This window comes from Sporotomaculum syntrophicum, assembly GCF_009932395.1.
GTDB lineage: Bacteria > Bacillota > Desulfotomaculia > Desulfotomaculales > Desulfallaceae > Sporotomaculum > Sporotomaculum syntrophicum.
The window spans coordinates 27,874-53,941 of the sequence record NZ_LSRS01000008.1 but is presented as its reverse complement, the minus strand read 5'-3'; the positions used below and the strand labels follow the sequence as shown (position 1 = coordinate 53,941).

Here is a 26,068-nt window from a genome sequence, read left to right as displayed (position 1 = left end):
TTATGATGATCGGTTGGCAGCCATATTAGCAGCTACCAGCGCGTCATACACCGTATCAATCAAGTGCACACAGCCATCACCCTGACCTAAGACTAAGGCAAGTTGTTTTTTAACCGGATTTTTAGCGTCATACCCCGCCAGCTGCTGCAGATAAGGCAGAAAAGCATTGTCCTCAAGGCAGATAGCATGCGGTGCGCGCAGTAATCCACCGGCACCCCTGGTGATTACCAGGTTACTTTCCATGTCAAACTCAACGCTGATTTCGTGAAAAGAATCGCTATATGTGGCAACTACGCGGAAACATCCACCCGGCCGCGCAAAAACAGACTGCGAGGCAAACTTGTTGAACAAAATACTGGTGCGCGCGTAGCTAAAGTAATCCCATTGTTCACTAGCCGTGTCCAGGTTGCTGTAATAACGGCAGGCATTTAGGTATATCACATCCCAGTATTCGCGGTAATCAGCGACTGAAGCAAAACCCCGTTCTTTAATCATAAAAGGTTCCGACAGAATAACGCAGCCTACTGTTTCGTTAAATAGTGTGTGCGCAATAGGGCCGAGAGGAGCCACTGCCTCACTAATGGCCCGCCCGCTGTTAAAATAAGCCTCTACGCCGCGCAGACCGGAAACGTCGGTAATTGTCACAGGCAGCGAATAAGTTTCCCAGGTGGCTTCTATAATTTTAAAGCTGATTGGATCGACCCGTAACCGGGCACCAACTTCACAATCGGTATCGCAATAAATCGTTTCCGCGATAATCTGCCCATTTGACTGCCGTCCAGTTTCTATGACTGCAGAACCTTCTGCTGCATTACCTGGCTTGGGCGAGCTTCGGCGCGTTGATGAATGCCAGTGGCGTTGAAAAATATTAATCATAATATTACACCCCTTTGGCCCATTATACTAAAATATGAACTTTTTTCTATTAGTTGGTAGGGAAATATTAATGTTTGATTTAATGGTTGGCTCAAAATATCTGATAAGGCTATGTTTAAAACCAAATATGTACAGGTTCTGGTTCTATATTTGATATTCCGGACCAAATTCCTCTTCCTTATACCGTTCTTCTCTTTTAGCCGGCCCGTCCAGCTAAACAAGCTTTATTCCTTTAATAGTAGAAACATTAATGTTTTAACCAGGCGTAAATAATGAACAACACAACCTCCAAATACAAAACTCCTCGCATACTATTGCCGTAATCAGGCAAAATAATCATAACTTTCGTTAAAGGAGATGATTTATCCATGAATTCACCATATTACCAGCAGCAACCGGGGCAAATTATGCCTGAGCCGCCCAATGTCAATAGCACCAAGGATCACCTTTATTTGAAAGACGCCCTGTCCTGGGAGCTCACCGCCATGAAAATGCTCCACCACGGTGCCAGGAACTGCATGGACCCGGAAATCCGGGATTACATGGACCGGGCAGGCCAAATGCACCAGATGCATTACCAAATTCTATTAAGCCACTTAAACCCCGCTAATACAGCTAATCACTAGGATCTATAAAGGGAGGTTTTATTGATGTTTAATCAACAGCAGAGCATGACGGGTATGCAAGGTATGCAGGGCAGCCAATACATACCTGGCCAGCAGGGCATGCAGAACCAGCAGCAGCCAAATATGATAAAAAATCCCCAGTCCAATCTGACGCCTGAGGTCAAGAGTTCCCGCATCAATGACCGGGATACTTTGAATTTGGCACTGTCCCAGGAAAAATTTATCACGGACAATTTAAATGTATTTGTTCGTGAAGCCAGCCACAGGCAGCTGCACAATGATGTGATGCGTATTTTCAATGAAACCCACGCCATGACCCGTGAATTTTTTGATCTTATGTTTAGAAAAGGCTGGTATACCCTGGAACCCGAGCAGCCGCAAAAAATGGCGCAAACGTACCAGCAGTTCAGCCAGTATAGCACCCAGTTCCCTTACCCCATGTACCGGCAGTAGCCGCTTCTTAAGCGGGAGATGCCCTCAATACTTTTAAACTTAACGGACTATAACTAAGACAAGAGGTTGTCTAACAACAGCCTCTTGTCATGAGCAAGTCCTGTTAACCGGTACTACTTCGGCCTAATAAACCATACGTGAAAATTTCCACCAGCTGGCCGGCAGCCCTATCAAAGGTTAGCCCGTTGTCCAGAATAAAGTCAGGGTTAAGTACTGCCTGAATGGAGGCTAAAAACGCGGCAATAAAAACTTGGGGCTGAATATCCCGGGCATATTCTTTTTTAGCCATAACCAGTTTAAGAAAATGTTGAATTTTTTCCCTCCGGAAATCCTCTATTTTAACCCAAAAGTGCGGGTAATGCACTCGTAGATCCTGCAGTACCAGCGGGTTAATTAACCGCCCTCCGGTTTGGGTAAGATGTTTAACCAAATCGGCTAACATCTCCGCAGGATTTTTCCCTTCATTAACAATGCGCTCAATACCACAGGCTACTTTGCTCATAAACTGGTCCAGTACAGCTTCAATGATTTCTTCCTTACTGGAAAAATACCGGTATACCGTCCTTTTGCTCATGCCCGCCTGGCCGGCCAGTTCATCCATGGTGCAATTATAAAAACCCCGGGTGTAGGATAACTCGGTTAAAGCAGCTATAATACGTTCTCTCATGGCAACCCGGCACTCCTTTTATCAGGTGAATTTTGTAACTACGATTTCCGGTATTCCAATGTTAGGCAATTTTTTTCTTAAACTTTAATATACTGAGCGTCAAAAGCACCACTGAAAAAACCAGCAGCGATACAACCTGCCCCACCAGGTAAGGAAAACCGATGCCCTTTAATACTATCCCCCTGATAATATCCAGGTAATAAGTGAGCGGAATAATCGTGCTCAGGTAATAAATAACTTTAGGCATGGCCTCCCGGGGAAACATGAACCCGGACAGCAATATACTGGGCAGCATGACAAAAAAGGACATCTGGAAGGCCTGCATCTGGGATTTGGCGATATTGGAAATCAAAATGCCCAGGCCAAGTGAAGCGGTGATAAAGAACAGGGTCAGCAGGTACAGCTCCAGCAAGCTGCCCCTGATGGGCACGTGAAATATAAGCACCCCCACCAGCAAGGCTACGGTGATTTGCAGGTAACCCAGCGCAATATAGGGCACGATTTTACCGATCATCAGCTCGTAGGATTTAATGGGGGTGACAATGAGCTGTTCTAGGGTTCCCCGCTCCCGCTCCCGCACAATCCCCATGGAGGTCATGATCACCATGGTCATGGTGACAATGATGCCCAGGATGGCGGGAACCATATAAAATGCAGTGATCCCGTCGGGATTGTACCAGGGGCGCACCCGGATATCATAGGGGGGGCCTTTAAACTGCTTGCTTTGCAACAGCACCTTTTGCGACTGGAGCAGCCCGATGGAATTGGCTACGGCCATCGCCTGGTTGGCCACCATATTGTCGCTGGCGTCCACTATTACCTGCACTTGCCCGGATTCGCCCCGCTGGATGACGCGGGCAAAGTCCGGCGGGAAAATTATGCCCACTTTGGCCGCACCGCTGTCGATCATTTGGTTAACCTCGGTATAGCTGCTGGCTGCATAGGTCATATCAAAATACCCGGAAGCACCGAAAGCGTCCAGCAAATCCCGGCTCTCCACCGAGAGGGACTGGTCAAACACCACGGTGGGGATGTGCTTAACCTCGGTCTGGATGGCGTAGCCGAACAGCAGCAGCTGCACCAGCGGCAGCATGAAGATAAGGCCGAGCGTCATCCGATCCCGGCGCATCTGTAAAATTTCCTTATGTAAAACCGCGATTATCCTGCTCATCCGGGCACCCCTTTTTTGGTGGTTAGTGGTTGGTGGTTGGTATTTAGTTAGTTAACCAGATCGTTTAATGAGCTTAGCAAACAACATAGGTGGCTAGCTAGCCGGGTGGCCGTTAATTCTTATTGGCCAGTGCTATAAAAACGTCTTCCAGCGAGGGAGTGATAGGTTTGGCCGGCACGCCTGTGTATTCTTCCAGCAACCCCAGGTTGGACTCGTCCTCCAGCAGCACGTGCAGCAGCAGACCGTGCACTGAACATTCCTTCACATAGGGGAGCTGCTCGATGTTTTCCAGTTGGTCCATCGCATTGGGCAAATCCAATTCCACCAGGCAGCCCGCTAAAACGTTTTGCTTTAAATTGTCCGGGGTATCCACGGCCATCAGCCGGCCGGACGAGATAAAGGCAATTTTGTTGCAGTACTCGGCTTCGTCCATAAAGTGAGTGGTCACCATCACCGTAGTGCCCTCACTGGCCAGGCGGCTGATAATGTTAAAAAAACGACGCCGGCTGGTGGGGCTCACTCCGCTGGTGGGTTCATCCAGGAAAACAATGGCAGGCCGGGAAATAATAGCACAGCCCAGGGCTAATCTTTGCTTCCAGCCGCCGCTTAAATGTGCCACCAGCTCATCCTCCCGGCCGGTTAGCCCGGCCATGTCCAGCATTTCCTGCACCCGGCTTTTCCTTTCCCTACGGGGAATGTTATACAGCCCGGCATAAAAACCCAGGTTTTCCGCGGCCGTTAAGTCGTCGTACAGGCTGAATTTCTGGGACATATAACCTATACGCCGCTTGATTTGTTCGGTTTCCCCTGATAGATCATAGCCCAGTACCGTAGCAGTGCCCGAGGTGGGCTCCAGAATGCCGCAGAGCATTCGGATGGCCGTGGTTTTACCTGACCCGTTGGGCCCCAAAAAACCGTATATTTCCCCCGGTTTAATCTGCAAGGTAAGTTGATCCACAGCAGTGAAATTGCCGAAGACCCTGGTCAGACGGTCGGTAGTTACAGCATATTCCACTAAACCACCTCTTTTTCGGCCAGGGCAATAAACACATCCTCCATGGTGGGGCTTACCTCCGAGCAGCGCAGTTCGCCTGCCAGGCCGCTGGCTGCCATTCGCTGTTCCATGGCCTGCCGGGCGGCCGGCACATCCTCCACCACCACCCGGAATTTATCCCCGTAAAAGGCTGCATCCACCACCTGGGGCAAATCATTAAACAGCCCGGGCCGGCGGGTATCCACCCGCACTTCCAGCACCCGGTACGGGAAGCTGCTTTTTAATTTGGCCGGAGAATCGGCTGCCACCACCCTGCCCTTATCCATAAAAGCCACCTTTGAGCACAGCTCGGCTTCGTCCATGTAGGGAGTAGAAACCATAATGGTCATCCCCTCCTTGTTCAACCGGTAGAGAATTCTCCAGAAATCCTTGCGAAAACCAGGGTCTACCCCGTAAGTAGGCTCGTCCAGCACCAGCAGACCGGGCCGGGTGACCAGGGCGCAGGTCAGCGCCAGTTTTTGCTTCATGCCGCCGGACAGGTTATCTGCCAGCCGGTTCTTAAAGGGCAGCAGCCCGGTCATGTCCAGTAATTCGTCCGCCCGTTCTTTAATCGTTGAGCGCTTGATTTTATACAGGGCGCCAAAAAAATTAATATTTTCCATTACTGTCAGGTCACCGTATAGACCGAAGCGCTGGGGCATGTAGCCCAGCACGGAGCCGGCGGGCCGCTGCTCCAGCCCGGCAGTGGGAGCAGTCAGCAGCACCCGCCCCCGGTCCGGTACGATTAGCCCGCAGATCATGCGCATAAGGGTAGTTTTGCCGGCCCCGTCCGGGCCCACCAGGCCGTAAATTGCTCCCCCGGGCACATGTATACTCACCTCGTCTACGGCAACCACCGGGCCGAAACTCTTGCCCAGATTTTCAGTTTTAATCACCGGTCTGCCTCGGCCCAAAGGTGACGTCCGCGGGCATGCCCGGTTTTAAAACACCCCCGGTATCGCCAATTTTTATTTTTACGGCAAACACGACGTTGGCCCGCTCCTGCTGAGTTTGAATTGTTTTGGGGGTAAATTCGCCACGGGTGGCAATCTCCTCCACCACCCCTTTATACTGCTGTTCCATACCGCTGACAGAAAACTGCACCTGCTGGCCCAGTTTAATTTGAGGCAGGTCGTCGGTAGGTATGTACACCTTAATCCAGAGATCCATTAAGTCGGCTACGGTGGCCAGGGAGGCCCCCATTTGCACGTATTCCCCGACTTCATAATTCCTGGACAGAACTACCCCGGCGATGGGGGCATAAACCTTCAGATCAGCCAGCAGGGCATCACTGGCCTTGAGCACGGCCCGGCTGCGCTCCACCTCCGCCCGGGCGGCTTTGATCTGCTCCGGCCGGCTGCCCGCCTCCACCACCTTCAGCCTGGCCTCGGCGGCCGCCAGCTGGTTTTTTGCCAGCTCTGCGTTGGTCTTAGCTTGATCATATTCCGCCTGGGGAGCAGCCCCATTTTGAAACAGGTACTCCATTCTGGCCAAATCGGTGGTGGCCTTCTCCAAATTAACCTGCGCCAGGCTCACCCCCGTTGCAGCCTCGTTTTTCTCCTGCTCCCGGGCTCCGGACTGCAGATCTGCCAGCTGAGCCTCAGCCTTTAACACGCCCAGGGCATCCCGCTCCCGCTGGGCCACCAGGTCACTGCGGGAAAGCTCGGCCACCAGCTGGCCGGCAGTAACACTGTCACCGGTGTCTGCGGCCAGCCTGGCAATGATGCCCGCCGTTTTTGCGTTTAGCTCCACCGTGGTGGCCTCAATGGTGCCGGTGGCCTGGATAAGCTCGGCTTCCGGTTGATAATAATGTATATAAGCCCGGTAAGCGCCCGCCGCCAGCAGTAGTATAACCAGCACGGCCACAGCCTTTTTCAAGATAACCATAACCAACGCTTCCTTTTCAATAGACATATTAATTAGTTAAACACTAAGCTCTCGTGTCCATGTCAGCATATTAGCCAAAACAGGTAAACTATTTAAACCATCCTAGTTTACCTGGTAATATAATAACACTGGTTCTAATTAATAACAATATTTTTTAAATTACCCGTTGATATTTTACGCAACGCCGGAGAACAATAACTTGAGCAGGAGTGAATAAAAACGATCATTTAAGACTAAAGAAATACTAACTTTAAATTTTTAATCAAGGGGGCGTTTCTAATATTTAAAATAAAAGATCGAGTGTTATTAGGTGTTGTATCGGGTTTAGCGGGTAATCTCGTAAAAACATTAATAGATGAAGTTTCTCGTAAAAATAAAATATCGCAAAGAACTTTTCGGGAGACAGCAGCCGGTGTTTGGGTAAATAAAAGAAGTGAGGCAACGAATTATAAAGGACAATTACTTGGAGGACTACTTGATTTCGGCCTAGCCTCTTTAGGTGGTATTGGCACTGTGCAATTGTTTTCTAAAACCGGCCGGGACTGCGTTTTGACCAAAGGAATACTGTCCGGTATCACGGTAGGCTCTACCGTTACCGCGTTTATGAGCGCCTTACCCCAAAATAAAGTAAAACCTAAAGATGCTGCAAGTAACTTATCTTATATGCTGGCTCATGCTGTGTATGGCGTTGTTACAGCTGCTTTAGTAACAAAGCTAGGTGATCCTTCATTGTTTGATAGCAAACCTGTGAATAACTATCTTTCTCCAACTGAGCCAACAACAGAAGAAATGTTCATCAACCGGAGGCAGGCTCAATAACAAATTAATAACAATACTATCTAGTTCCATCGGGTGGAGTAGAGCCCCACCCCTACGATAATGTAATGCCCGCTAAGCTAAAAGGGGCATTGACTATTAGCCCTATATTACATAGAATTGGACTTTACTCAAAAAAATGCTCGCACCGGGGCAAAAAGAAGGAGTTGCGGCATTTGCTGCAACCCCTTAATAATGAAATGGAGGTAGTGAATAACTTAATTAACTAACCAATAAACATTTGCACATACATTTTACCATATGGCCCGCCGTTTACTATGCCGATACCCACTTCCTTAAAGTTGGTATTTAAGATATTCGCCCGGTGGCCGGAGGAATTCATTAAGTTGGTATGGGCGGTATCAACACTATAGGCGCCGGCCAGGTTTTCACCGGCATAGCGATAACTAACCCCTGCTGCTTTCATCATATCAAAGGGCGATCCATAGGTGGGTGACGTATGGCTGAAATAGCCCTTATTGATCATATCCTGGGCTTTAAGCCGCGCCAGTTTCAGCAGCTCGCCATTAGCCTTAAGCGCGGGTAAACCCACCTTAGCCCTCTCCTGGTTCACCAAATTAAACATTTTTTGTTCATCCGCGCTCATGGAAACCGGAGATGGGGCCGGTTCAGGGCTCGGCTGTGGTGCCGGTGTCGGAGTCGGAGTCGGCACAGGCGCCGGTTTCGGTGTGGTTGGGGTACCTGGTTTATATTTAACAACAGTGCCATCGGGGTATTTTATATAGATCTCATTCGGATCAATATTATACCTTTTACTGATCTGCTGCACATAATTGTCCAGGGTAGCCTGGCTCACATTGCATGACACGCTGATGGTCAATCTGTTGGCAGCATCTGCCGGCGCCGGAGCTTCCAGCATCACCATCAAGCCCGCGCACATTAACAAACCGACGCACAAAGCGATAAACTTCTGACTAAACTTAATCATTGTTGAGCCTCCTACAATTTTTATTGAGACAGTAAGTTGTCTGAGATTTGCTGCCTCTCATTATAATTATTCGCAGTTTGATTATTTTTTGGAGGGTTAAAGTATTTGTTAATATTACCAAATTAAACTTTTAACCTGGGTAGAAGTAACCAATAACAGACTAAGCTCGAAAATATTTTTCCCCCAAAAAAAACCTACCCAAAAATATTAAGGTAGGTTTTCTTATGGCAGCAACCCACGCAGTAGGCGCTACAACTAGTAATAAGGTAAAGAAATTGCATTTACCCGGTACCGGCATACACCGCCTGGTGTTTGTACAGCTATTTCCTCGCCAACTTTTTTCAGCAATAAAGAAGTGCCAATAGGTGATAAACATGAGGCATCATCAATGTCCATATCTTCTCCGGGCAGCATTATCCTTAACTTTGTTGTTTCATTATAATCCAGGTCTTCCAGATCCACTTCGCTGCCAATTAACACCATGGGCAGCTTATTGTCTGCCGTTTCGGAAATTTTAATGTTTTGGGCTAATTGACTAACACATGAAATATAATTCTCGATAGTTTGCATCATCTTATTTCTTTCCTTTATTTCATCTGGGAAAAAATCCTTCAGCAAATCTTCTTTAACTTCTTCAACTTGAACGAGCCCTGCGATTAAATTTTCATAGGTTTGCTTGGTTAATTCCACTCGCTCCTGCATGATTGCTTTCCTCCTTCTTGTAACATTAAATGGTAAAATAATCAAAAATACAGCTTAAGGCACCTCGTTTCAAAAAACGAGATGCCTCACCAGAAGCTTACCATTAATGACAATGATTGTCAACCATGCATTATGCTGGTATTTAATTGCAACCTTTATATTTAATGACAGCGGAGTAAGCCTTTATTCAGCGGCTTGCCGGATGGCCTTGATTCTGGCTAGTGCGGGTGGGTGGCTGTAGCTGAACCATTCGATAAAAGCAGGGGGCGAAACATCGGACAAGTTTTTCCCGGCCAGGTTCACCTGCAGCCGCTCCGCAGCCGGAGCATCACCTGTCAGCTGCACCGCCACCCGGTCCGCCTCGAACTCCATGTTCCGGGAAAAGTGGTTGGTTAACGGGCTGGCGGCAAACGAAACAAGCGTCATAAATAATACGATGACTGCCCAGGTGTAAGGAGGATAATTTCCGTAAGGTGATATTGGTATCGTGCTCTTTAGTGTCATAAACAACAGGCCCCAGATCAGAAAATTAGCCAGCACCCCCAGCCCCAAGCCCTGCACAATATGCCCCTGGCGCCAATGGGCCATTTCATGGGCTACCACAGCTTTAACCTCATCGGCGGGATAATCGGCCAGCAGGTTATCATACAAGACAATGCGCCTGGTGTTGCCCAGGCCGGTGAAATAAGCGTTGGCCTTGGTGGTGCGCTGGCTGGCGTCCATCACCAGCACCCGGTCCACCGGCAGCTGCGCTTTGAGGGACAGCTCATCCACCATCGCTAAAACCCCCGGGTCCTTGGTGGGCTCAAAACGGTTAAACAGAGGTGAAACCAGCACCGGCCAGAGGAAGCTTTGCACCACCAGCCACAATGATAAAAAGGCCGCCCCCATTAGCCACCAGGTTCCGGGCCAGCGGCTCATCACCCAGAACAGCAGGGCAACCCCAATGGTGGACAGCACCACCTCCAAACCGGCGGCTTTAAAATAATCCAGCCACCAGCTGCCCAAAGTTTGAGTGGAAAACCCCCAGCGGTGCTGCCAGTAGTAGCTGCCTAACATGTCAAAGGGCAGATTAATTAGTCGCAGCAGCAGCCACAGCACGAAGAAAAAAGCAACATAGCCCGCCAAACCGCCCCCGGTAAACTGCTGAATTCCCCGGGAAAGGGCCGCCGCCTTACCCCCAAACACCAGCCACAGCAAGAATACTATTTGCGCGATAAACCCGCCAATGAACACCAACCGCATTCCCCGCACATAATCGCGTCCCTGGCTTATTTGCCGGTCGGTAAAATATTGGCCAAGTTCCGGGTTGACCCGGCCGGGAAAGAGGGTAAACCACAGAAATAACAGGCTGAATACGCCGGTCAACATAATCAGCATTAACCAGATGCCGTTTATTTTGAGCTGCAAATGCATTCCTCCCCTGTTAATTGAAAATCCAACTGTATTCAGGTTATGTGTAAATGCATAGCATTATGCCCTGTATCACCTGCCGGCAGGTTAAATTAAGTTTAGCCTATCTCCGGCATCCCCCAGCCCGGGTACGATATAGGCATGCTCGTTTAGACCCGGGTCAATCACCGCCGTGACAATTTTAATCTCCGGAAAACTTTTATGTACCCGGGCAATACCCTGCTCTACAGCCAAGGCACACACCAGCGTGATTTGCTCGGGTGGGTAGCCCTTGGCGGTGATCAACTCCAACGTTTTGATACTGCTGTTGCCTGTAGCCAGCATGGGGTCCACTACAAATACGCGGTCGAAATCCCCACAGCGCTCCGGCACGGTATCCAGGTATGCCACGGCCTGAAAAGTTTCGTGATCCCGGGCAACACCGATGTGGGCCACCTTGGCGGCAGGCAGGATGTCCAAAAAGCTGTCCACCAAACCCAAACCGGCCCGCAAAATAGGCACCAGCAGTATTCTGCCGTCCCGCAGCCGGGGACAGTATATCTCCTGGTCCAGCGGCGTAACCACCGGCTCCAGCTCACAGGCGATATCTCTGGTAGCTTCGACAGCCAACAGCAGGCCCAGCCGCTTCATTTCCCGGCGAAATGCCTCGGTTGCCGTTTGCTTATCCCGTAAAATGCGCAGGCAGTTGCCGGCCACCGGGTGCTCAATTATTACGACTGCACTCATTAATCATCAAACCTCCATTTATGTATTTATATTACTCTCAATTTCTCCGGCAAAGTAAATGTTTTTCACGGAGCTATTCTGCCCAACCGTCTAATCGGCAAACAAATGCATGAAAAAACGCTCTCTGTCGTTTAAAAAGGCCTTCGTCAGCTGGTAGTGTTCTGTTTCTTCATAGTTTATCCGGCTCACCCTTGCCCCATCAAAACTATATATAACAGCACCGGGATAAGCCATAATTATTGGTGAATGGGTGGCCATAATAAATTGCGCTTTTCCTTTTTGTTCAAGCTGGTTAATTATGCGCAGAAAAGCAAATTGGCGTTGCGGTGAAAGGGCCGCTTCAGGTTCATCGAGAATATATAGTCCCTGACGGTTAAAACGGTTATTGAATAAGGCCAGAAATGCCTCACCATGGGACTGTTCGTTAAGAGAGCTGCCTCCGTATGGTGCATATACCACCCCACCATCCTCCCTGGCCATTTGGTCTAACCGGCAGGCGAAATCGTAAAAGGTTTCTGCCCGCAGAAAGAAACCACTGGTCACCTTGGGCAGCCAGGCTAAAGATAAGATTTCTTCAAAGGTGGGGCTAGATTCCTCGTTAAAAACAAAATTTTTTCCACCACCCAGTAAACCGAAACCACATTTTGCCGCTACGGCTTCAAGTAAAGTGGATTTTCCCGTTCCGTTTTCACCAATAAAAAAAACTACGTTATAATTGGTATCCAGTTCCTGCAAGCTCTTTAAGGCAGGTATATTAAAGGGATACGTGTCTTTACCGGCCACCCGCTCCCAGTGGACCGTGATCTTTTTTAAAAACGACACACAACTACCTCCTCAAAAGCGGTTATCTTTTCCTTCGAATTCAGCAAAAGAGCGGTAAGTTCCTTCTATTCAAGCAACAAGAAAAGCGCGCCTATTCGGTTCCTCTCCAGCGCGCTTTTCAGTACTTTATCCTTAGCATTGCTATAAATATGGCAAGCATAATTTTTCTAGAGTACATAAAAAGCCCTCCTCCCGAAGGAAGAGGACTTCTATGTTATAAGCCCGCAATGACCTGCGCTACAACCATTACGCGTATCTACGCAGCCCATGACAATCTTTCGACTGCCATGGACCATTACGACACCCGCAATGATCTTTGCTCGACTATTATGGATACCTGATGAGCCTGTACCAATCTCTCGACTGATACAAACCCAAAAAAAATTAAACAAAATTTCTCGGCACCCATAATAATCTTAGCTCGACCGATAAACATCCCTTACGACCATATGACAATCTTTTGGACTGCCATACAGCCTGCCGGAACACTTACCGATCTTCCCGCCGGCTAATACCGAGCCGTTTGACCCGGTACCAACCTTTGGCCGACTGTTACAAAGCCTTGCGACCTTGTAACAATCTTGGCCCGGCCATTACGAACCTTACGTTAGCTATTATGGCTCAATGACGAATAATTATAAGTGGCAAATATTAATAAATTTATGTATCGTTATGCTATAGATAGCAAGAGGCCCTCCTCTATATAGAAGAGAGCCTCTATTTAAAAGCCCGCAATGACCTGCGCTACAACCATTACGCATATCTACGCAGCCCATGACAATCTTTCGACTGCCATGAACCATTACGACACCCGTAATGATCTTTGCTCGACTATTATGGATACCTGATGAGCATGTACCAATCTCTCGACTGATACAAACCCAAACAAAATTAAACAAAATTTCTCGGCACCCATAATAATCTTAGCTCGACCGATAAACATCCCTTACGACCATATGACAATCTTTTGGACTGCCATACAGCCTGCCGGAACACTTACCGATCTTCCCGCCGGCTAATACCGAGCCGGTTTGACCCGATACCAACCTTTGGCCGACTGTTACAAAGCCTTCTGACCTTGTAACAATCTTGGCCCGGCCATTACGAACCTTACGTTAGCTATTATGGCTCAATGACGAATAATTATAAGTGGCAAATTATTGAAATTTTTAACTTAAATGAGCCTTATCCCTAAAGTACCTTGTTCATATTGCGTACAGCGCACATTTTACCGCACATGGTACAGGTGTCCTCATTTTCCGGCTGCGATTCGGCCCGGTATTGCCTGGCCTTTTCCGGGTCAATAGCCAGCTCAAACATCCGGGGCCAATCCAGGCAGCGCCTGGCCTCGCTCATTTCATCGTCCCACTGCCGGGCACCGGCAATACCTTTGGCTATATCACCGGCGTGAGCGGCAATCCGGGCAGCGAAAATCCCTTCCTTCATATCTTCCAGTGTAGGCAGGCGGAGGTGTTCAGCCGGCGTAACATAACAAAGAAAATCGGCGCCGCCGGCCGCTGCAATGGCCCCGCCGATAGCAGCGGTAATGTGATCGTAACCTGGCGCGATATCCGTGACCAGCGGGCCAAGCACGTAGAAGGGCGCCCCGTGACAGAGTTTCTTTTCCAAAATCATATTAGCGGTAATTTCATTTAAAGGCATATGTCCCGGCCCCTCAATCATCACCTGAACACCTCTTTCCCAGGCTCTGCGGGTTAATTCACCCAGGACAATAAGTTCATGCACCTGCACCGAATCAGTAGCATCTTTAAGGCTCCCCGGACGGCAGGCATCGCCCAGGCTGAGCGTTACATCATAGCGGTTACAGATATCCAGCAGATCATCGTAATATTCATAAAAGGGATTTTCCCGGTCATGCAGCTCCATCCAGGTATACAAAAGGGCTCCGCCCCGGGAAACAATATTGGTGAGGCGTTTATTTTTTTTGAAGGTAGCCGCAACATCCCGGTTGAGCCCCGCATGGATGGTCATAAAATCCACACCATCCCGGGCATGCTTTTCCACCACACCCAATAATTCGTCTACAGTAATTTTCTCCAGTTCTTTATCGTACAAGCCCACCGCATCGTAAACCGGAACGGTGCCAATAGCCGCGCTGGACATGTCAAGCAGGCGGCGCCTGAACTCTTCGGTTTTACCATAACAGCTTAAATCCATGATGGCATCTGCCTGCAGCTGCAAAGCGCAGCGCACTTTTTCCAACTCGGACTCTATATTGCAGCAATCATTGGAAACACCCAGGTTTACATTGATTTTTGTTCTCATCCCCTCACCAATTCCGCAGGGGTCCAGTGAAAAGTGGTTCTTATTGGCCGGGATAACCACCCGCCCCCTGGCCACCAGTTCCATAAGCCTGGTCACAGCTATATTTTCCTTACGGGCTACCGCCTCCATCTGCCTGGTTACGATGCCCTGGCGGGCAGCCTCCATTTGGGTAGTATAACTCATCTCTCTCCTCCTCGTTTCTTGTTCATTCGTGAATTAATACCTGTCGTTTAGGCAACCTGGACAATAAAAAAACGCACCACAGGTTATTCCCCCAGCGCACCTTTAAAGTACTTGACAGCTTGGCTCAGGCAGTCCAGCTGCCGGTTTCCTTTGCTTAAAGCACAAAAAACGCACCTCGTAAGTCAGGTGCGTTTTTTTCACTATACCTTCCCTACGCGGGCATTACCCCGATCAGGTTCATGGGTCAGGTACTCCAAAGCCCTTTCTCAGCCCATAACATGAGCTCCCCAAACTCTTTATGTAAATTTGTGTTTAATTATATCTACCTAACTTCTCCAAGTCAACTATATCTCAATATCACCATTAACCTTATTTCTTCCCCAATTGCAGCTTTGACATAGCCTCATCAAGTTTATTTTGCACACCCGGGAATAATGTTAACCGCTCCGCTGAGCATATTAAATAACTCTTTTCTTTTAGACCCTGCAAGGACAGCCGGTACATATCGGACCACCCGCAGAAACGGTTTATAGCCTGTTTTAATAAGCGCTCCGGTACCGGCCGGCCAGTTTGGGCATGCATTAAATAATGCACGGCTAAAATGGTGATTTCGTACTTAATTAACCGCGCCGGGTATTCATGCTGGATCAAGTCAGCCACAGCAGGCCAGTTGGCACCAACAAAAGCAAACACCTTTTCATACTCTTTGAGTTCGGTTTCCAGTGCCCGGGCTTCCATTCTTATATCCGCCCGGCTGGATGATTTTCTGAATAACCTGTCTTTGAAGATACTCAGGCCACTTTTTTTCCGGTTGATATCCTTGCCCAGCAACCCGGCCAGCAGCTCAATTGCACCATCTTTATCCAGTTTTTCATTAGCCTGTAAGCACTGTGGGATAATAATGCAGGAGGGGCACCCATTAAGGCACTTACAGCCCGTTACCAGTTCATAACACCGTTCCAGCACTGTTTTAACATCTTCAACTACCGATTCGGCCAGGCCCACACCACCCGCGTAGTTATCATAAATATATATTTGCGCCCGGTCTCCGTGCACCTGCAGGCTTGCCCCCAAGTCGTTGCGCTCACACATCACTTGTAAAGGAATAATGATGTGCAGCAGGTGCTTTAAAGCATGAGCTGCACCGTACTTAACTTCCTGCTCAAGGTTTTGTAAATCAAGTTCGAGCCAGAGCCCCACCGTGGGAAAGTTAATGGGTTTTAGCTTTTGCTTAAGCTCAACGGGCTTTTGGTTTTCTTTATGTGTATCTCCCACATGGATGAGGTTATAGCTGACCAGGCTTTTATGGATGTTGAGCATCCCGCTATACACTACCACATTACCTGCGCGAAAGGTACGCTCAACCTTTTCCACGCTAATTTGGGAATCAATATTGGGCCGGGTAATAAAATTCTTATAATCATCCGGTAAATCCCGCAGTTGAATCGACTTGGTATTGTAATTAATGTTCTCAACCATATACACCCGGTTAAAGACAGGGAGTATGGCTCCCGGATAAGCATCCCTGATCACGTCGTCGTAATTATACTCTTCCAGCAGATACCCCCGGGGACTAATGGTATGATAAGTATCACTTTCTCCCCGCAAGCTAAAAAACTCCGGCTGTCCATTTGCGCCGTAAGTCCTTGGCCGGTCGGTCAACGGTCTGAGACACCCGTGTTTTAACAACAATTTAACTGCTGTGTAATAAGTGTCACGGTCCCAGTAAGCGGTATCTTCTTTGCTGAGGGGTAGCTCTTTTGCGGCCAAGGGCAGGTGATCAACCAAAAACTGCATCTTTTCGCTGACCACCGCCTTTTCGAAGGGCTGTCCGAAAAAATACTGGGGGTGGCGAACCATGTACAGGTCCAGCGGGTCTTCATTAGCCATAAGGACAATCAAGGACTGCTGCCCTTTTCGTCCCACCCGCCCTGCCTGCTGCCAGGTAGAAGAAATGCTGCCCGCAAAGCCCGCCAGTATACAGGTGTCCAGTTCCCCCACATTGATGCCCAACTCCAAAGCGTTGGTGGTAATAACGCCCTTCAAACTGCCGGTAAACAGCCTGTGTTCAATCTCCCGGCGCATTTGCGGCACATAAGTACCCTTGTAGGGGGTGATCGCTCCGGCCACACCAGGGAAATCTTGCCGAATAACCCGGTAAGCCGATTCCACGATCCGCCGGGAGCGGCCGAACATAATGGTACGCCTCCCGGCTTCAACGTAGCGTCCAACAGCCCGGGCAGCTTCGAAGTGGGTTAGCCGGCGTTTGGTTTGTCCATCATTGGTTTGATAGGTGGGCGGCTCGTAAAAAACCACTGTTTTTTCACCCGCCTCGGAGGTTTCCGCAGTCACCACCGCAAAATCCAGGCCTACCAGACCGGCGGCAAATTCACCGGGATTGGCAATGGTAGCCGTGCAGAGGATAAAAACAGGCCTGGACCCGTAAAAATTACAAATCCGCCTGAGACGGCGAATAACCTGCAGGCAGTGACAGCCCAGCACACCCTTTAAAACATGGGCTTCGTCAATCACTATGTACTTAAGGCCGGTCCAAAATTCAGGCCAGTCAAAATGCCGGGGCAGCAGGCAGGCGTGCATAAAATCCGGCGTTGTGAGCAGCACACGGGCACCCTGAATAATCATCCGGCGCTGGTTGGAAGGGGTATCACCATCACAGGTAGCTATAACCGGCCTTTCACGGGGCCAATCGATGGCTGCGGCCAGTTCCTGCATTGCTTTCAGCTGGTTCTGACCCAGCGCTTTGGTGGGGGTAATATAGAGGGCTCTGGACTGCGGCTGGTTGATTAATGCACTGCATATGGGGATTGTGTACACCAGTGACTTACCGCTGGAGGTGCCGGTGGTGATGATCACATGGCGACCTGCCAGCACCTTGGCAATAGCCTCGGCCTGGTGTGCATACAGCTGCCCGATACCCTGCCCGGCCAGTGAGTTCACCACTGCCCCGGCTATCCCAGGCGGGAAAGGCGCGTACTGCGCCTTCTTTGGCGGTATTACATGTACCGATTTTATCCCCCGCTGGTCCAGCAGCTTATACATGGTATCCCCTCATCAAATTTACAAATGGAAGGTAAGCGATACTTGTGATTTTCTTATTTTATCATAAAACATACATTGCCCGGTATTACCTTAATTCAGACAATTTCTTTTTCTTTTGAGGGAATTTTTATGGCTTCTCTTAATGCAAGCCAGTTTTAGACGACCATCGTTGCTAATTACCACAGCCATTCGGTTTAAAAATAACCGGTTATCTTTGCTGACCTCGTACAGGATCCAATTAATGATTTGTCTTCTGATCTCGCTTTGCTTTTTGTCAATGGGATAGAAGAAAAATATGGTCCAGGAACCGTCCAAGTTTTTAATTTTCACTTTTTCTAACAAATTGCGTTCAGCCAACCGGGAATAAGCCACGAAAGGGTCGAAAACTTTAAAGCCCGGTCTCCCTAACCGGTTGCAAATCTCAATTAGCTCCACTTCTTTTTCATTATGCACTCCGGCTGCCTCGCTGCGCCTAAAAGAAACAAGAAAATCACCAAACTTAAACTTCTCCTCCACCTTGCCACCCCCAATAAATATTAGTTCGCGATAATCTTTTGCTGCTCGTCCCGGTATAAATACAAAAAGCTTTGTCCCTGTGCAAAGGACAAAGCTTTACAGCACAAATAAAGCTCAATTCTCCTTTCCACAATGGGAGGCACACTAGTTTCCCTATGCACCCAAAAGGCCGGGCAACCATACCCCTTGGCTAAGGTCACCAGGCTCAGAGATTTGATTAATGTACATCTTTAATTAAGGAAAATGCTATGAAAGCTAGTTCTGCGGGAGAAACTAGCTTTCCATAACCTGAAGCAAAGACACCTTCACTATTTCCAGTGTTCAGCCTTAACAGCCGGGGCTACATCAACCGCCAGTTGCAATTTTAACCTTTCAGCCTGTCAGGGAAGAACAGCGATTGCCCGTACTTGTCTTTACCAAATTCTTCGATTGTTTGCTGGGTCTCTCTGTCGATCATAAACTTGACGAACGCCTCGCCGCCTTCAGCATTAATCCGATCAAATTTTTCCGGATTGACCTGCATCACGTGATAGATGTTCATCAGCGCTTCATCGCCCTCAGAGACAATTTCCAGGTTGATTTTTTCAGAATGGGCCAGGTAGGTGCCGCGGTCGCTTAATATGTAGGCCTGTTTTTCGTTGGCTACAGTAATGCTGGCCCCCATACCCTGTCCGGTTTCCTGATACCAGCTTTGCCCCTTGGGATCAATGCCGGTTTCTTTCCATAGCTTTTTCTCAGTTTTGTCTGTTCCTGAATCATCACCGCGGGAGACAAAAATCGCGCCACTCTCGGCTATTTTTTTGAGAGCATCAACTATGCCGGTGGTTTCTTTTACCTTGGCGGGATCAGAGGCCGGTCCCAGCAAAATAAAGTCATTATGCATTACCAGCTCGTAATTGATCACTGTCTTGTCTTCCACCAGCGGCTTTTCAGAAGCCGGAGCATGCACTAACAGCACGTCGGCGTTGCCCATTTTACCCATTTCCAGGGCCTGCCCGGTACCAACAGCTACTGTTTTAACTATGTAGCCGGTTTCTTCCTGAAAGACGGGCAGCAGTTCATCCAGCAGTCCGCTATCCTGGGTACTGGTGGTGGTGGCCAGGATAAGTTGTTTGTTTTCGGGTTCATTTGCTTGTTGTTCTTGTTGATTTTGCTGTGGTTCATCCTGAGCGGTATCCTGGCCGCAGCCGACCAGTGTTAAAACCAAAGCAAGCATCAAAAGAATGGCAATTAGTGAGCTTTTCTTTTTCATTAACATATTCCTCCACTTCATTAAATGAACTTTTAATTATTTCCTTCAACCAAGATTTCTGTTTAATAGTCACATCCTTTCTTCCTTGTATTTAGCTAATAAGTAGTATCATCCCTCTTACCATAACAGCCCACACTGGAAAAAATAAAGTCCTGTATTGCCTCCATAAGAGCACTACAGGACGATTAAGCCCAAAAAGTTTCTCTTCTTTCCGCAATGGGAGGCAAGCCGGTTTCCCGGCAAACCCTAAAGGTCGTACAGCCATAACAATAATGTCTGAGGCATGTTCGACTCGAAGTTCTATTATTTTTCATATATATTAATATTACCGGAAGAGGAATAGATATGCAATATGAAAGAACAGTGCAATTTAAAAAACTCCGTTAGAATTTACTATCTTTGTGGTTACTTGCCTGACCATAGTTGTAGACTCCGACTCCTGTAGTGAAATATTATTAATATTTTGTAATATCACTTAGGATGTTATAATAAATAAAATAATTTACAACAATTGCGGAGGCATTAATGAAAATACGACCTATTAACAAGCAGTATTTATATAACTTAATCAGCACCGCCAAGGGTGATCTTATGGCCGATCTTTACATTAAAAACGGCACCGTGATCAATGTTTATACCGGCGAGCTGATTAAAGCCAACGTCGCGGTTATAGGCCGGCACATCGCTTATGTCGGCGAGGCCGAGCACATGGTAGGCGAATCCACCGAGGTCATTGATGCAACCGGCTTCTACCTCTGCCCCGGGTATATTGACCCCCATGTCCACCCTTTCCAAACCTATAACCCGGTAACTCTGGCGGAAAAAATCATGACTACGGGCACCACCACCATCATCTGTGACAACCTGTTTTTTTTCAATCACATGGACGCAAGCAAGCTGACCGAGCTATGGCGGGAGTTAGCCGAACTGCCGGTAAAAATACTCTGGTGGGTGCGCCTGGATCCCCAGACCTTTTCCGATGAGCGTTTAGAAGAATTTTCTCCGGCCAAAATTGAATTTTTGCTGGATCAGGCGGTAGCCCAGCAGGCCGGCGAACTCACCGACTGGCCGTCACTGGTGGCCGGCCGGGACCAGATGCTGGAGAATATACTCACCGCCGGCCGTTTGGGCAAACGGGTGGAAGGCCATTTACCCGGTGCCTCTGCACAAACCTTAAACGTTCTTGCTGCCGGCGGAATTACCGATTGTCACGAAAGCATCAAGGGCGAGGAAGCTCTGCGGCGCCTGCGCCTGGGTATGTATGCCACGCTGCGCCACAGTTCACTGCGGCCGGACATGCGCCAAATACTACCCTATTTAATTGAGGCCAGGGTGGACTTGCACCGCACTATGATTACCACCGACGGCACTACCCCGCCTATCATGCGTCACGGTTTCATCGATTATATCCTCCGCATTGCCATGGAGTGCGGCTTGGCCCCGATGGAGGCTTACCGCATGGCCACCCTTAACCCGGCGACTTACTACGGGTTAGACGGTGAACTGGGCGGCATCGCCCCGGGCAGGCTGGCGGATATACTTTTCCTGGAAGAGCCCTCCAACCCGACACCTTTGAAAGTTATCACCGAAGGTGTTTTGACAGCGGAAAACGGCAGTCCGCTGGTGGAATTTATACAACCTGACTGGCACGCTTATAACATCAAACCCATAATCAATTGCCGGCTTCAAGAAAGCGACATTATCCCCCCGGCGTATGATGGTTTATTTCCCATCATGCACTTTATCAGTCCGGCCATTACAAAAATTCGGGAGGTTAAACTACCGTCGCGAGAAGGCAAGATCGATATCTCCGGTGAGCCCGGCTTAATATACTGCACACTGGTGGATCATCTGGGGGAATGGGTATGTAACGGCATCGTGGGCGGATTTGCTGAAGATCTGGAAGGCATGGCCTGTTCCAATACTTATTCGGGTGACTTTTTAGCCATGGGGAGAAACCCGAAGGAGATACTGCGCGCTACCAGGCGGATGTATGAGCTGGGCGGCGGCGTGGTAGTGGCGGAGGCAGGTCAAGTCATCTATGAGCTGCCTCTGCCCCTGGGCGGCATGATGAGCGACCGGTCTCTGGACGAATTAATCCCCAAATCCGAAGAGCTTTATGAGCTGCTGGCCAAAAAAGGCCATATCCATTACGACCTGTTATATATGATTCACTTTTTCTCAGCCACCCATTTACCGGCCATTCGTTTATCGCCCCGGGGAATTTTCTCTGTGAAGGATAAAAGAGTGCTCATTCCTACCAGAAAAATTGGCTCTTAGTCTTACCGGTACCGGTGTGGCGTAGTAAATTGAAGGTTTTGAAATTAACTGTCGTTGGCTTTGCAACCTAAAAATTCCATGTCAATAAATAACATTGACCTGGACTTATTGCTTTGATAACCTTAAAATGGGTTGGTAATACCATTTTTGAAAAGATTATTTGCCATCGCCGAAAAGCCCAAAGGGTGACCCCAAAAAACAATAGAGCTCCAGTACACAAACTTTTCAGGCATCTCAATAGATACTGGGCTAATAGGTTTCCTGTTATATCATTATTACTACTACAAAATTACTACTACAAATTGGAGGGTATATATGCAAGATACAGATAAAGAAATGATTGAAAATTATACTGAAAAGTACAGCAAGCTTTGCGAAGCAAACGGTTTAATCGACAAAAACCTGTTTGACCTGTATGGGGTAAAGCGAGGCCTAAGAGATATTAACGGCAAAGGCGTTCTGGCAGGTATTACCAAGGTTTCTCAGATCAAAGGATTTGAAGAGCAAGGTGACCAAAGAATACCCTGTGAGGGTAAACTGTATTACCGTGGCTACGATATCAACGATTTAGTTAACGGATTCACCAGTAACAACCGATTTGGCTGTGAAGAGATAACCTATTTGCTGCTTTTTAGTGCACTGCCCACTAAAGAGCAACTGGCAGAATTCAAGGAAATCCTGGCCGCCAGTTGGGACCTGCCCAAAAATTTTGTCAGAGATGTCATCATGAAAGCTCCCAGTAAAGATATTATGAATTCCATGACCAAAAGTGTCCTTACCCTGGCATCCTATGATGATAAAATAGATGATCTGGGATCAGATAATGTATTGAGACAATGCCTTAACCTGATCAGCACTTTCCCTAGGCTGGCCGTTTATGCTTATCATGCCCATAACCATTATGACCTGGATAATAGTTTATATATCCATAGACCTAATAAAAATCTGTCCGTGGCTGAAAATATACTGCACATGTTAAGGCCCGATACGGAATATACGGAGCTTGAGGCGAAGATACTGGACGCTGCTTTAGTGCTCCATATGGAACATGGCGGCGGCAATAACTCAACATTTACCACCAGAGTTATAACCTCCGCAGGTTCCGATACTTATTCTGCCATAGCTGCGGCCATATTATCTCTAAAAGGGCCCAAACATGGAGGAGCCAGCAATAAGGTACCTGATATGATGCAGAATATCAAAGATAATGTTACCGACCCCACGGATGAAGAAGAAGTAAGACACTATTTGACGAAAATCTTGGATAAGCAGGCTTTTGACCGGAGAGGCTTGATTTATGGCATGGGACATGCTGTATATACCCTTTCTGATCCCAGGGCATTAATATTTAAAGGATTTGTTAAAAAGCTGGCTGAGGCTAAAGGCAGGCAAGCCGACTTTGCTCTTTATTCACTGATTGAGCGACTAGCACCCGAAGTAATCGGTGCTAAACGACGCATTTATAAGGGAGTTTGTGTTAATATCGATTATTACAGCGGTTTTGTCTATAACATGCTAGGTATACCTATGCAGCTATACACACCTATGTTTGCCACGGCCAGGATCGTAGGATGGAGTGCACACCGTTTGGAGGAGCTAATCAATGCCGATAAAATAATCAGACCGGCCTATAAGAGCATTGTTACCCTTAATGAATATGTGGATATTGAAGAACGGTAATTATATATTTGCATGGCTGATGCCCAAACTGTGCACAAACTGGACAACTATTCCGGCAAGCCCTGAACCAATTACAGGTGAACAGGGCTATACCGGGCATTGAACATACCTTACTTATATCGCCGGGCAGGTTCCGGAAGCAAGCTCCGACGGCTTTTTTCACCGGCACGGAATACCAGGTAGGGGTCGAAACGCTTTAAACGCAGCGCATTGGTAACCACCGACACGGAGCTAAAGGCCATGGCAGCCCCGGCCAGCACCGGCGAGAGAAAACCGGCGGCAGCTACCGGGATGCCCAGCGAATTGTAGACCAGCGCCCAGAACAGGTTTTGTTTGATGTTGCGCATCGTGCCTCGGCTCAGGCTGATACTGGCGGCCACGCCCCGCAGGTCACCCCGCATCAAGGTGATGTCCGCCGCCTCCATGGCCACGTCGGTACCGGTACCGATGGCAAAGCCCACATCGGCGGTGGCCAGAGCCGGAGCGTCATTGATCCCATCACCAACCATACCCACTACCCGTCCCTGCTCGATAAGTTTACTGACCTCCCTGGCCTTGTCGCCGGGCAATACCTCGGCCAGTACATGGTCCGGGGCAATGCCTACCTGGCGGGCAATGGCTTCGGCAGTGCGGCGGTTATCACCGGTGATCATCATAGTATCTACGCCCATCGCCTGTAACACTTGGATAGCCTCGGCAGAACCTTCTTTGACGGTATCGGCTACCGCCACCACCCCGGCAGCCTGTCCATCCACGGCCACCAGCATAGCTGTTTTGCCGCTCATTTCCAGCTCGTCCACTGTTTTATCCAGAGCACCGGTAGCTATGTTATGCTCGGCCATCAGTCTGCGGGTGCCGATGAGCAGCGCCCGCCCGTTCACCCCGGCGCTAATGCCGTAGCCGGGGATAGCTGTAAAACTCGTTGCTTCCATGAGCGCCAGGTCCCGCTCCTTTGCGCCCTGAACCACCGCTGCACCCAGGGGGTGTTCGGAGGCCCGCTCCGCCGAGGCCACCAGCTGCAGCAGTTCATGCTGGTCAACCACGCCCGGAACCGCCATCACATCGGTGAGGGAGGGTTCGCCCCGGGTTATAGTGCCGGTTTTATCCAGCACTACCGTATTGATAGCGTGGGCTTTTTCCAGGTACTCACCGCCCTTGATTAAAATGCCGTGTTCAGCGCCCCGCCCGGTACCCACCATAATAGAGGTGGGGGTGGCCAACCCCAAAGCACAGGGACAGGCAATCACCAGTACCGCGGTAAAGCTAACCAAAGCCCGGGCCAGGTTGCCGGGATCTATAATAAAATACCAAATTAAAAAGGTGGCTGTAGCAATGCCCACCACTACAGGCACAAAATAAGCTGAAATAATGTCGGCCATCCGCTGGATGGGGGCTTTGGAACCCTGGGCCTCCTCCACAATTTTAATGATCTGGGCCAGGGCGGTGTCCGAGCCTACTCTTGTAGCGGTAAACTTTAACAGGCCGTGCTTATTGATGGTGCCGCCGATCACCTCGTCCCCGGCATGCTTGTCCACCGGGATACTCTCACCGGTCAGCATAGACTCATCGACAGACGATATGCCTTCCAGGATAACTCCGTCCACCGGCAGCTTTTCCCCGGGACGCACCAGCACCACATCGCCCACCTGCACATCCTCCACCGGGATATCGATTTCCTGCCCGTCCCGCACCACCCGGGCTGTCCGGGCTGCCAGACCCATCAGCTTTTTAATGGCTTCCGAGGTACGTCCTTTAGCCGCCGACTCCAGCAGCCGGCCCAGCAAGATCAAAGTGATAATAATAGCGCTGGTTTCATAATACACATCGCCCGGGAAAAAGAAAGTGGTGCCCACGCTGTAAAAATAAGCAGCGGAGGTTCCCATGGCCACCAGCACATCCATGTTGGCACTGCCGTGCCTTAAAGCTTTGTAAGCCCCCAGGTAAAACTGGTAACCCGCAATAAACTGCACCGGAGTGGCCAGGGCAAATTGAAACACTTTGTCATGCAAGATATGGGGCAGGGCGATATTAAACCATTCCCCGAACATCATGGTGAGCATGGGCAACGATAACACCGCGGACATTACCAGCAGGATCATCTGGCGCCGGGTTTCCCGTTGCCGCTCCAGCTTTTCCCGGTCCCCGCCTAAACCGCCGACTACTTCCTCTGCCCGGTACCCCGCATCAGCCACGGTCCTTTTAATCTCCGCCAGGCTAAGCTGGGCCGGGTTATATTCCACGGTACCCCTTTCCATGGCCAGGTTCACATTAGCCTTGAGCACCCCGTCCAGACCGCTAAGCGCCCTTTCCACCCGGGCAGAGCAGGCCGCGCAGGACATGCCGCTGATCTGCAAGTCCACCCGCTCGGTGGGCACCCGGTAACCCAGGTCTGTGATGGTATGGATTAACTGGTCGGCGTTTACCTGTTCCGAATCGTAAAGCACCGTTGCCTTTTCGGCGGCCAGATTAACTGCCGCCTCGGCCACCCCGGCTGTTTTTTTGAGCTGGCGCTCGATCCTGGCCGCACAGGCCGCGCATTCCATGCCGCTGACTTTCATGGTTATCTTTTTATCACTCATCTAAGCCTGCCCCCCTTTCACCAAATAACAATATCGGCAGAATATTTCTCTAATACTTATGTTACAACGGAACTACCCTTAGGGTACCGGT

General features: G+C 49.1%; 21 protein-coding genes and 3 riboswitches. Of the genes, 5 read left to right on the top strand and 16 right to left on the bottom strand.

Features of this window, described 5'->3' with window-relative positions; all coding sequences use genetic code 11:
* Positions 1–876, bottom strand: a complete 876-nt coding sequence (locus tag SPSYN_RS13945) for a DUF2889 domain-containing protein (RefSeq protein ID WP_161823106.1) — start codon at positions 874–876, stop codon at positions 1–3.
* A gap of 368 nt (positions 877–1,244) precedes the next feature.
* Between SPSYN_RS13945 and SPSYN_RS13940 the strand changes: the two genes are divergently transcribed.
* On the top strand, positions 1,245–1,502 hold the full coding sequence (locus tag SPSYN_RS13940; RefSeq protein ID WP_161823105.1) for a hypothetical protein: 258 nt from the start codon (positions 1,245–1,247) through the stop codon (positions 1,500–1,502).
* A gap of 24 nt (positions 1,503–1,526) precedes the next feature.
* Positions 1,527–1,955, top strand: a complete 429-nt coding sequence (locus tag SPSYN_RS13935; protein ID WP_243153064.1) for a spore coat protein — start codon at positions 1,527–1,529, stop codon at positions 1,953–1,955.
* Between the two features lie 103 nt (positions 1,956–2,058).
* On the opposite strand, the gene SPSYN_RS13930 is transcribed toward SPSYN_RS13935, so the two are convergent.
* From SPSYN_RS13930 to SPSYN_RS13910, 5 genes are all read right to left on the bottom strand, one after another.
* Positions 2,059–2,622, bottom strand: a complete 564-nt coding sequence (locus SPSYN_RS13930) for a TetR/AcrR family transcriptional regulator (protein WP_161823104.1) — start codon at positions 2,620–2,622, stop codon at positions 2,059–2,061.
* Between the two features lie 61 nt (positions 2,623–2,683).
* The gene (locus SPSYN_RS13925) at positions 2,684–3,793 is read right to left on the bottom strand and encodes an ABC transporter permease (protein WP_161823103.1); all 1,110 of its coding nucleotides are present in this window, start codon (positions 3,791–3,793) and stop codon (positions 2,684–2,686) included.
* A 112-nt stretch (positions 3,794–3,905) separates the two neighbouring features.
* Positions 3,906–4,808 carry an ABC transporter ATP-binding protein gene (locus tag SPSYN_RS13920; protein ID WP_161823102.1) on the bottom strand — a complete coding sequence of 301 codons (903 nt, stop codon included), beginning with the start codon at positions 4,806–4,808 and terminating at the stop codon, positions 3,906–3,908.
* Positions 4,808–5,722 (bottom strand): ABC transporter ATP-binding protein, encoded by a 915-nt coding sequence (locus tag SPSYN_RS13915; RefSeq protein ID WP_161823101.1) that lies wholly within the window; start codon positions 5,720–5,722, stop codon positions 4,808–4,810. Before SPSYN_RS13915 ends, SPSYN_RS13920 begins: the two co-directional genes overlap by 1 nt.
* Positions 5,715–6,713: an HlyD family secretion protein gene (locus SPSYN_RS13910; protein ID WP_161823100.1), complete on the bottom strand. Its 999-nt coding sequence runs from the start codon at positions 6,711–6,713 to the stop codon at positions 5,715–5,717. Before SPSYN_RS13910 ends, SPSYN_RS13915 begins: the two co-directional genes overlap by 8 nt.
* 300 nt (positions 6,714–7,013) lie before the next feature.
* Between SPSYN_RS13910 and SPSYN_RS13905 the strand changes: the two genes are divergently transcribed.
* Entirely contained in the window at positions 7,014–7,532 is a 519-nt protein-coding gene (locus SPSYN_RS13905; RefSeq protein ID WP_243153063.1) for a hypothetical protein, read from the top strand.
* A gap of 223 nt (positions 7,533–7,755) precedes the next feature.
* Here the strand turns inward: SPSYN_RS13905 and SPSYN_RS13900 are convergent, their stop codons facing one another.
* The 9 genes from SPSYN_RS13900 to SPSYN_RS13860 all read right to left on the bottom strand — a co-directional run bounded on the left by SPSYN_RS13900 (position 7,756) and on the right by SPSYN_RS13860 (position 19,438).
* The gene (locus SPSYN_RS13900; RefSeq protein ID WP_161823099.1) at positions 7,756–8,478 is read right to left on the bottom strand and encodes a CAP domain-containing protein; all 723 of its coding nucleotides are present in this window, start codon (positions 8,476–8,478) and stop codon (positions 7,756–7,758) included.
* Positions 8,479–8,733: 255 nt separating this feature from the next.
* Positions 8,734–9,180: a GreA/GreB family elongation factor gene (locus SPSYN_RS13895; protein WP_161823098.1), complete on the bottom strand. Its 447-nt coding sequence runs from the start codon at positions 9,178–9,180 to the stop codon at positions 8,734–8,736.
* Between the two features lie 183 nt (positions 9,181–9,363).
* Positions 9,364–10,590 carry a M48 family metallopeptidase gene (locus SPSYN_RS13890; protein ID WP_423828295.1) on the bottom strand — a complete coding sequence of 409 codons (1,227 nt, stop codon included), beginning with the start codon at positions 10,588–10,590 and terminating at the stop codon, positions 9,364–9,366.
* 90 nt (positions 10,591–10,680) lie between these two features.
* Complete coding sequence (upp, locus tag SPSYN_RS13885; protein WP_161823097.1) at positions 10,681–11,319, bottom strand: uracil phosphoribosyltransferase; 639 nt, start codon at positions 11,317–11,319, stop codon at positions 10,681–10,683.
* Between the two features lie 90 nt (positions 11,320–11,409).
* Complete coding sequence (locus SPSYN_RS13880; protein ID WP_161823096.1) at positions 11,410–12,141, bottom strand: AAA family ATPase; 732 nt, start codon at positions 12,139–12,141, stop codon at positions 11,410–11,412.
* Positions 12,142–13,332: 1,191 nt separating this feature from the next.
* Positions 13,333–14,610, bottom strand: coding sequence for a phosphomethylpyrimidine synthase ThiC (gene thiC, locus SPSYN_RS13875; protein ID WP_161823095.1), 1,278 nt, complete (start codon positions 14,608–14,610; stop codon positions 13,333–13,335).
* A gap of 191 nt (positions 14,611–14,801) precedes the next feature.
* Positions 14,802–14,910: riboswitch (TPP riboswitch) on the bottom strand.
* A 69-nt stretch (positions 14,911–14,979) separates the two neighbouring features.
* Entirely contained in the window at positions 14,980–17,670 is a 2,691-nt protein-coding gene (locus SPSYN_RS13870) for a DEAD/DEAH box helicase (protein WP_161823094.1), read from the bottom strand.
* A 90-nt stretch (positions 17,671–17,760) separates the two neighbouring features.
* Positions 17,761–18,186: a hypothetical protein gene (locus tag SPSYN_RS13865; protein WP_161823093.1), complete on the bottom strand. Its 426-nt coding sequence runs from the start codon at positions 18,184–18,186 to the stop codon at positions 17,761–17,763.
* A gap of 104 nt (positions 18,187–18,290) precedes the next feature.
* Positions 18,291–18,407: riboswitch (molybdenum cofactor riboswitch) on the bottom strand.
* A 143-nt stretch (positions 18,408–18,550) separates the two neighbouring features.
* A complete protein-coding gene (locus SPSYN_RS13860; protein ID WP_161823092.1) occupies positions 18,551–19,438 on the bottom strand; it encodes an ABC transporter substrate-binding protein in 888 nt (295 codons plus the stop codon).
* A gap of 188 nt (positions 19,439–19,626) precedes the next feature.
* Positions 19,627–19,748: riboswitch (molybdenum cofactor riboswitch) on the bottom strand.
* Between the two features lie 215 nt (positions 19,749–19,963).
* Here SPSYN_RS13860 and SPSYN_RS13855 point away from each other — a divergent pair.
* Positions 19,964–21,718, top strand: coding sequence for an adenine deaminase C-terminal domain-containing protein (locus SPSYN_RS13855; protein WP_161823091.1), 1,755 nt, complete (start codon positions 19,964–19,966; stop codon positions 21,716–21,718).
* Between the two features lie 315 nt (positions 21,719–22,033).
* The gene (locus tag SPSYN_RS13850; protein WP_161823090.1) at positions 22,034–23,398 is read left to right on the top strand and encodes a citrate/2-methylcitrate synthase; all 1,365 of its coding nucleotides are present in this window, start codon (positions 22,034–22,036) and stop codon (positions 23,396–23,398) included.
* A 110-nt stretch (positions 23,399–23,508) separates the two neighbouring features.
* On the opposite strand, the gene SPSYN_RS13845 is transcribed toward SPSYN_RS13850, so the two are convergent.
* The gene (locus tag SPSYN_RS13845; RefSeq protein ID WP_161823089.1) at positions 23,509–25,977 is read right to left on the bottom strand and encodes a heavy metal translocating P-type ATPase; all 2,469 of its coding nucleotides are present in this window, start codon (positions 25,975–25,977) and stop codon (positions 23,509–23,511) included.
* Positions 25,978–26,068 lie beyond the last annotated feature (91 nt).

Coding starts and splice junctions, on each gene's coding strand:
- SPSYN_RS13945 (WP_161823106.1), bottom strand. CDS start 876: ATGATTAATATTTTTCAACGCCACTGGCATTCATCAACGCGCCGAAGC.
- SPSYN_RS13940 (WP_161823105.1), top strand. CDS start 1,245: ATGAATTCACCATATTACCAGCAGCAACCGGGGCAAATTATGCCTGAG.
- SPSYN_RS13935 (WP_243153064.1), top strand. CDS start 1,527: ATGTTTAATCAACAGCAGAGCATGACGGGTATGCAAGGTATGCAGGGC.
- SPSYN_RS13930 (WP_161823104.1), bottom strand. CDS start 2,622: ATGAGAGAACGTATTATAGCTGCTTTAACCGAGTTATCCTACACCCGG.
- SPSYN_RS13925 (WP_161823103.1), bottom strand. CDS start 3,793: ATGAGCAGGATAATCGCGGTTTTACATAAGGAAATTTTACAGATGCGC.
- SPSYN_RS13910 (WP_161823100.1), bottom strand. CDS start 6,713: ATGGTTATCTTGAAAAAGGCTGTGGCCGTGCTGGTTATACTACTGCTG.
- SPSYN_RS13900 (WP_161823099.1), bottom strand. CDS start 8,478: ATGATTAAGTTTAGTCAGAAGTTTATCGCTTTGTGCGTCGGTTTGTTA.
- SPSYN_RS13895 (WP_161823098.1), bottom strand. CDS start 9,180: ATGCAGGAGCGAGTGGAATTAACCAAGCAAACCTATGAAAATTTAATC.
- upp (WP_161823097.1), bottom strand. CDS start 11,319: ATGAGTGCAGTCGTAATAATTGAGCACCCGGTGGCCGGCAACTGCCTG.
- thiC (WP_161823095.1), bottom strand. CDS start 14,610: ATGAGTTATACTACCCAAATGGAGGCTGCCCGCCAGGGCATCGTAACC.
- SPSYN_RS13870 (WP_161823094.1), bottom strand. CDS start 17,670: ATGTATAAGCTGCTGGACCAGCGGGGGATAAAATCGGTACATGTAATA.
- SPSYN_RS13860 (WP_161823092.1), bottom strand. CDS start 19,438: ATGAAAAAGAAAAGCTCACTAATTGCCATTCTTTTGATGCTTGCTTTG.
- SPSYN_RS13855 (WP_161823091.1), top strand. CDS start 19,964: ATGAAAATACGACCTATTAACAAGCAGTATTTATATAACTTAATCAGC.
- SPSYN_RS13850 (WP_161823090.1), top strand. CDS start 22,034: ATGCAAGATACAGATAAAGAAATGATTGAAAATTATACTGAAAAGTAC.
- SPSYN_RS13845 (WP_161823089.1), bottom strand. CDS start 25,977: ATGAGTGATAAAAAGATAACCATGAAAGTCAGCGGCATGGAATGCGCG.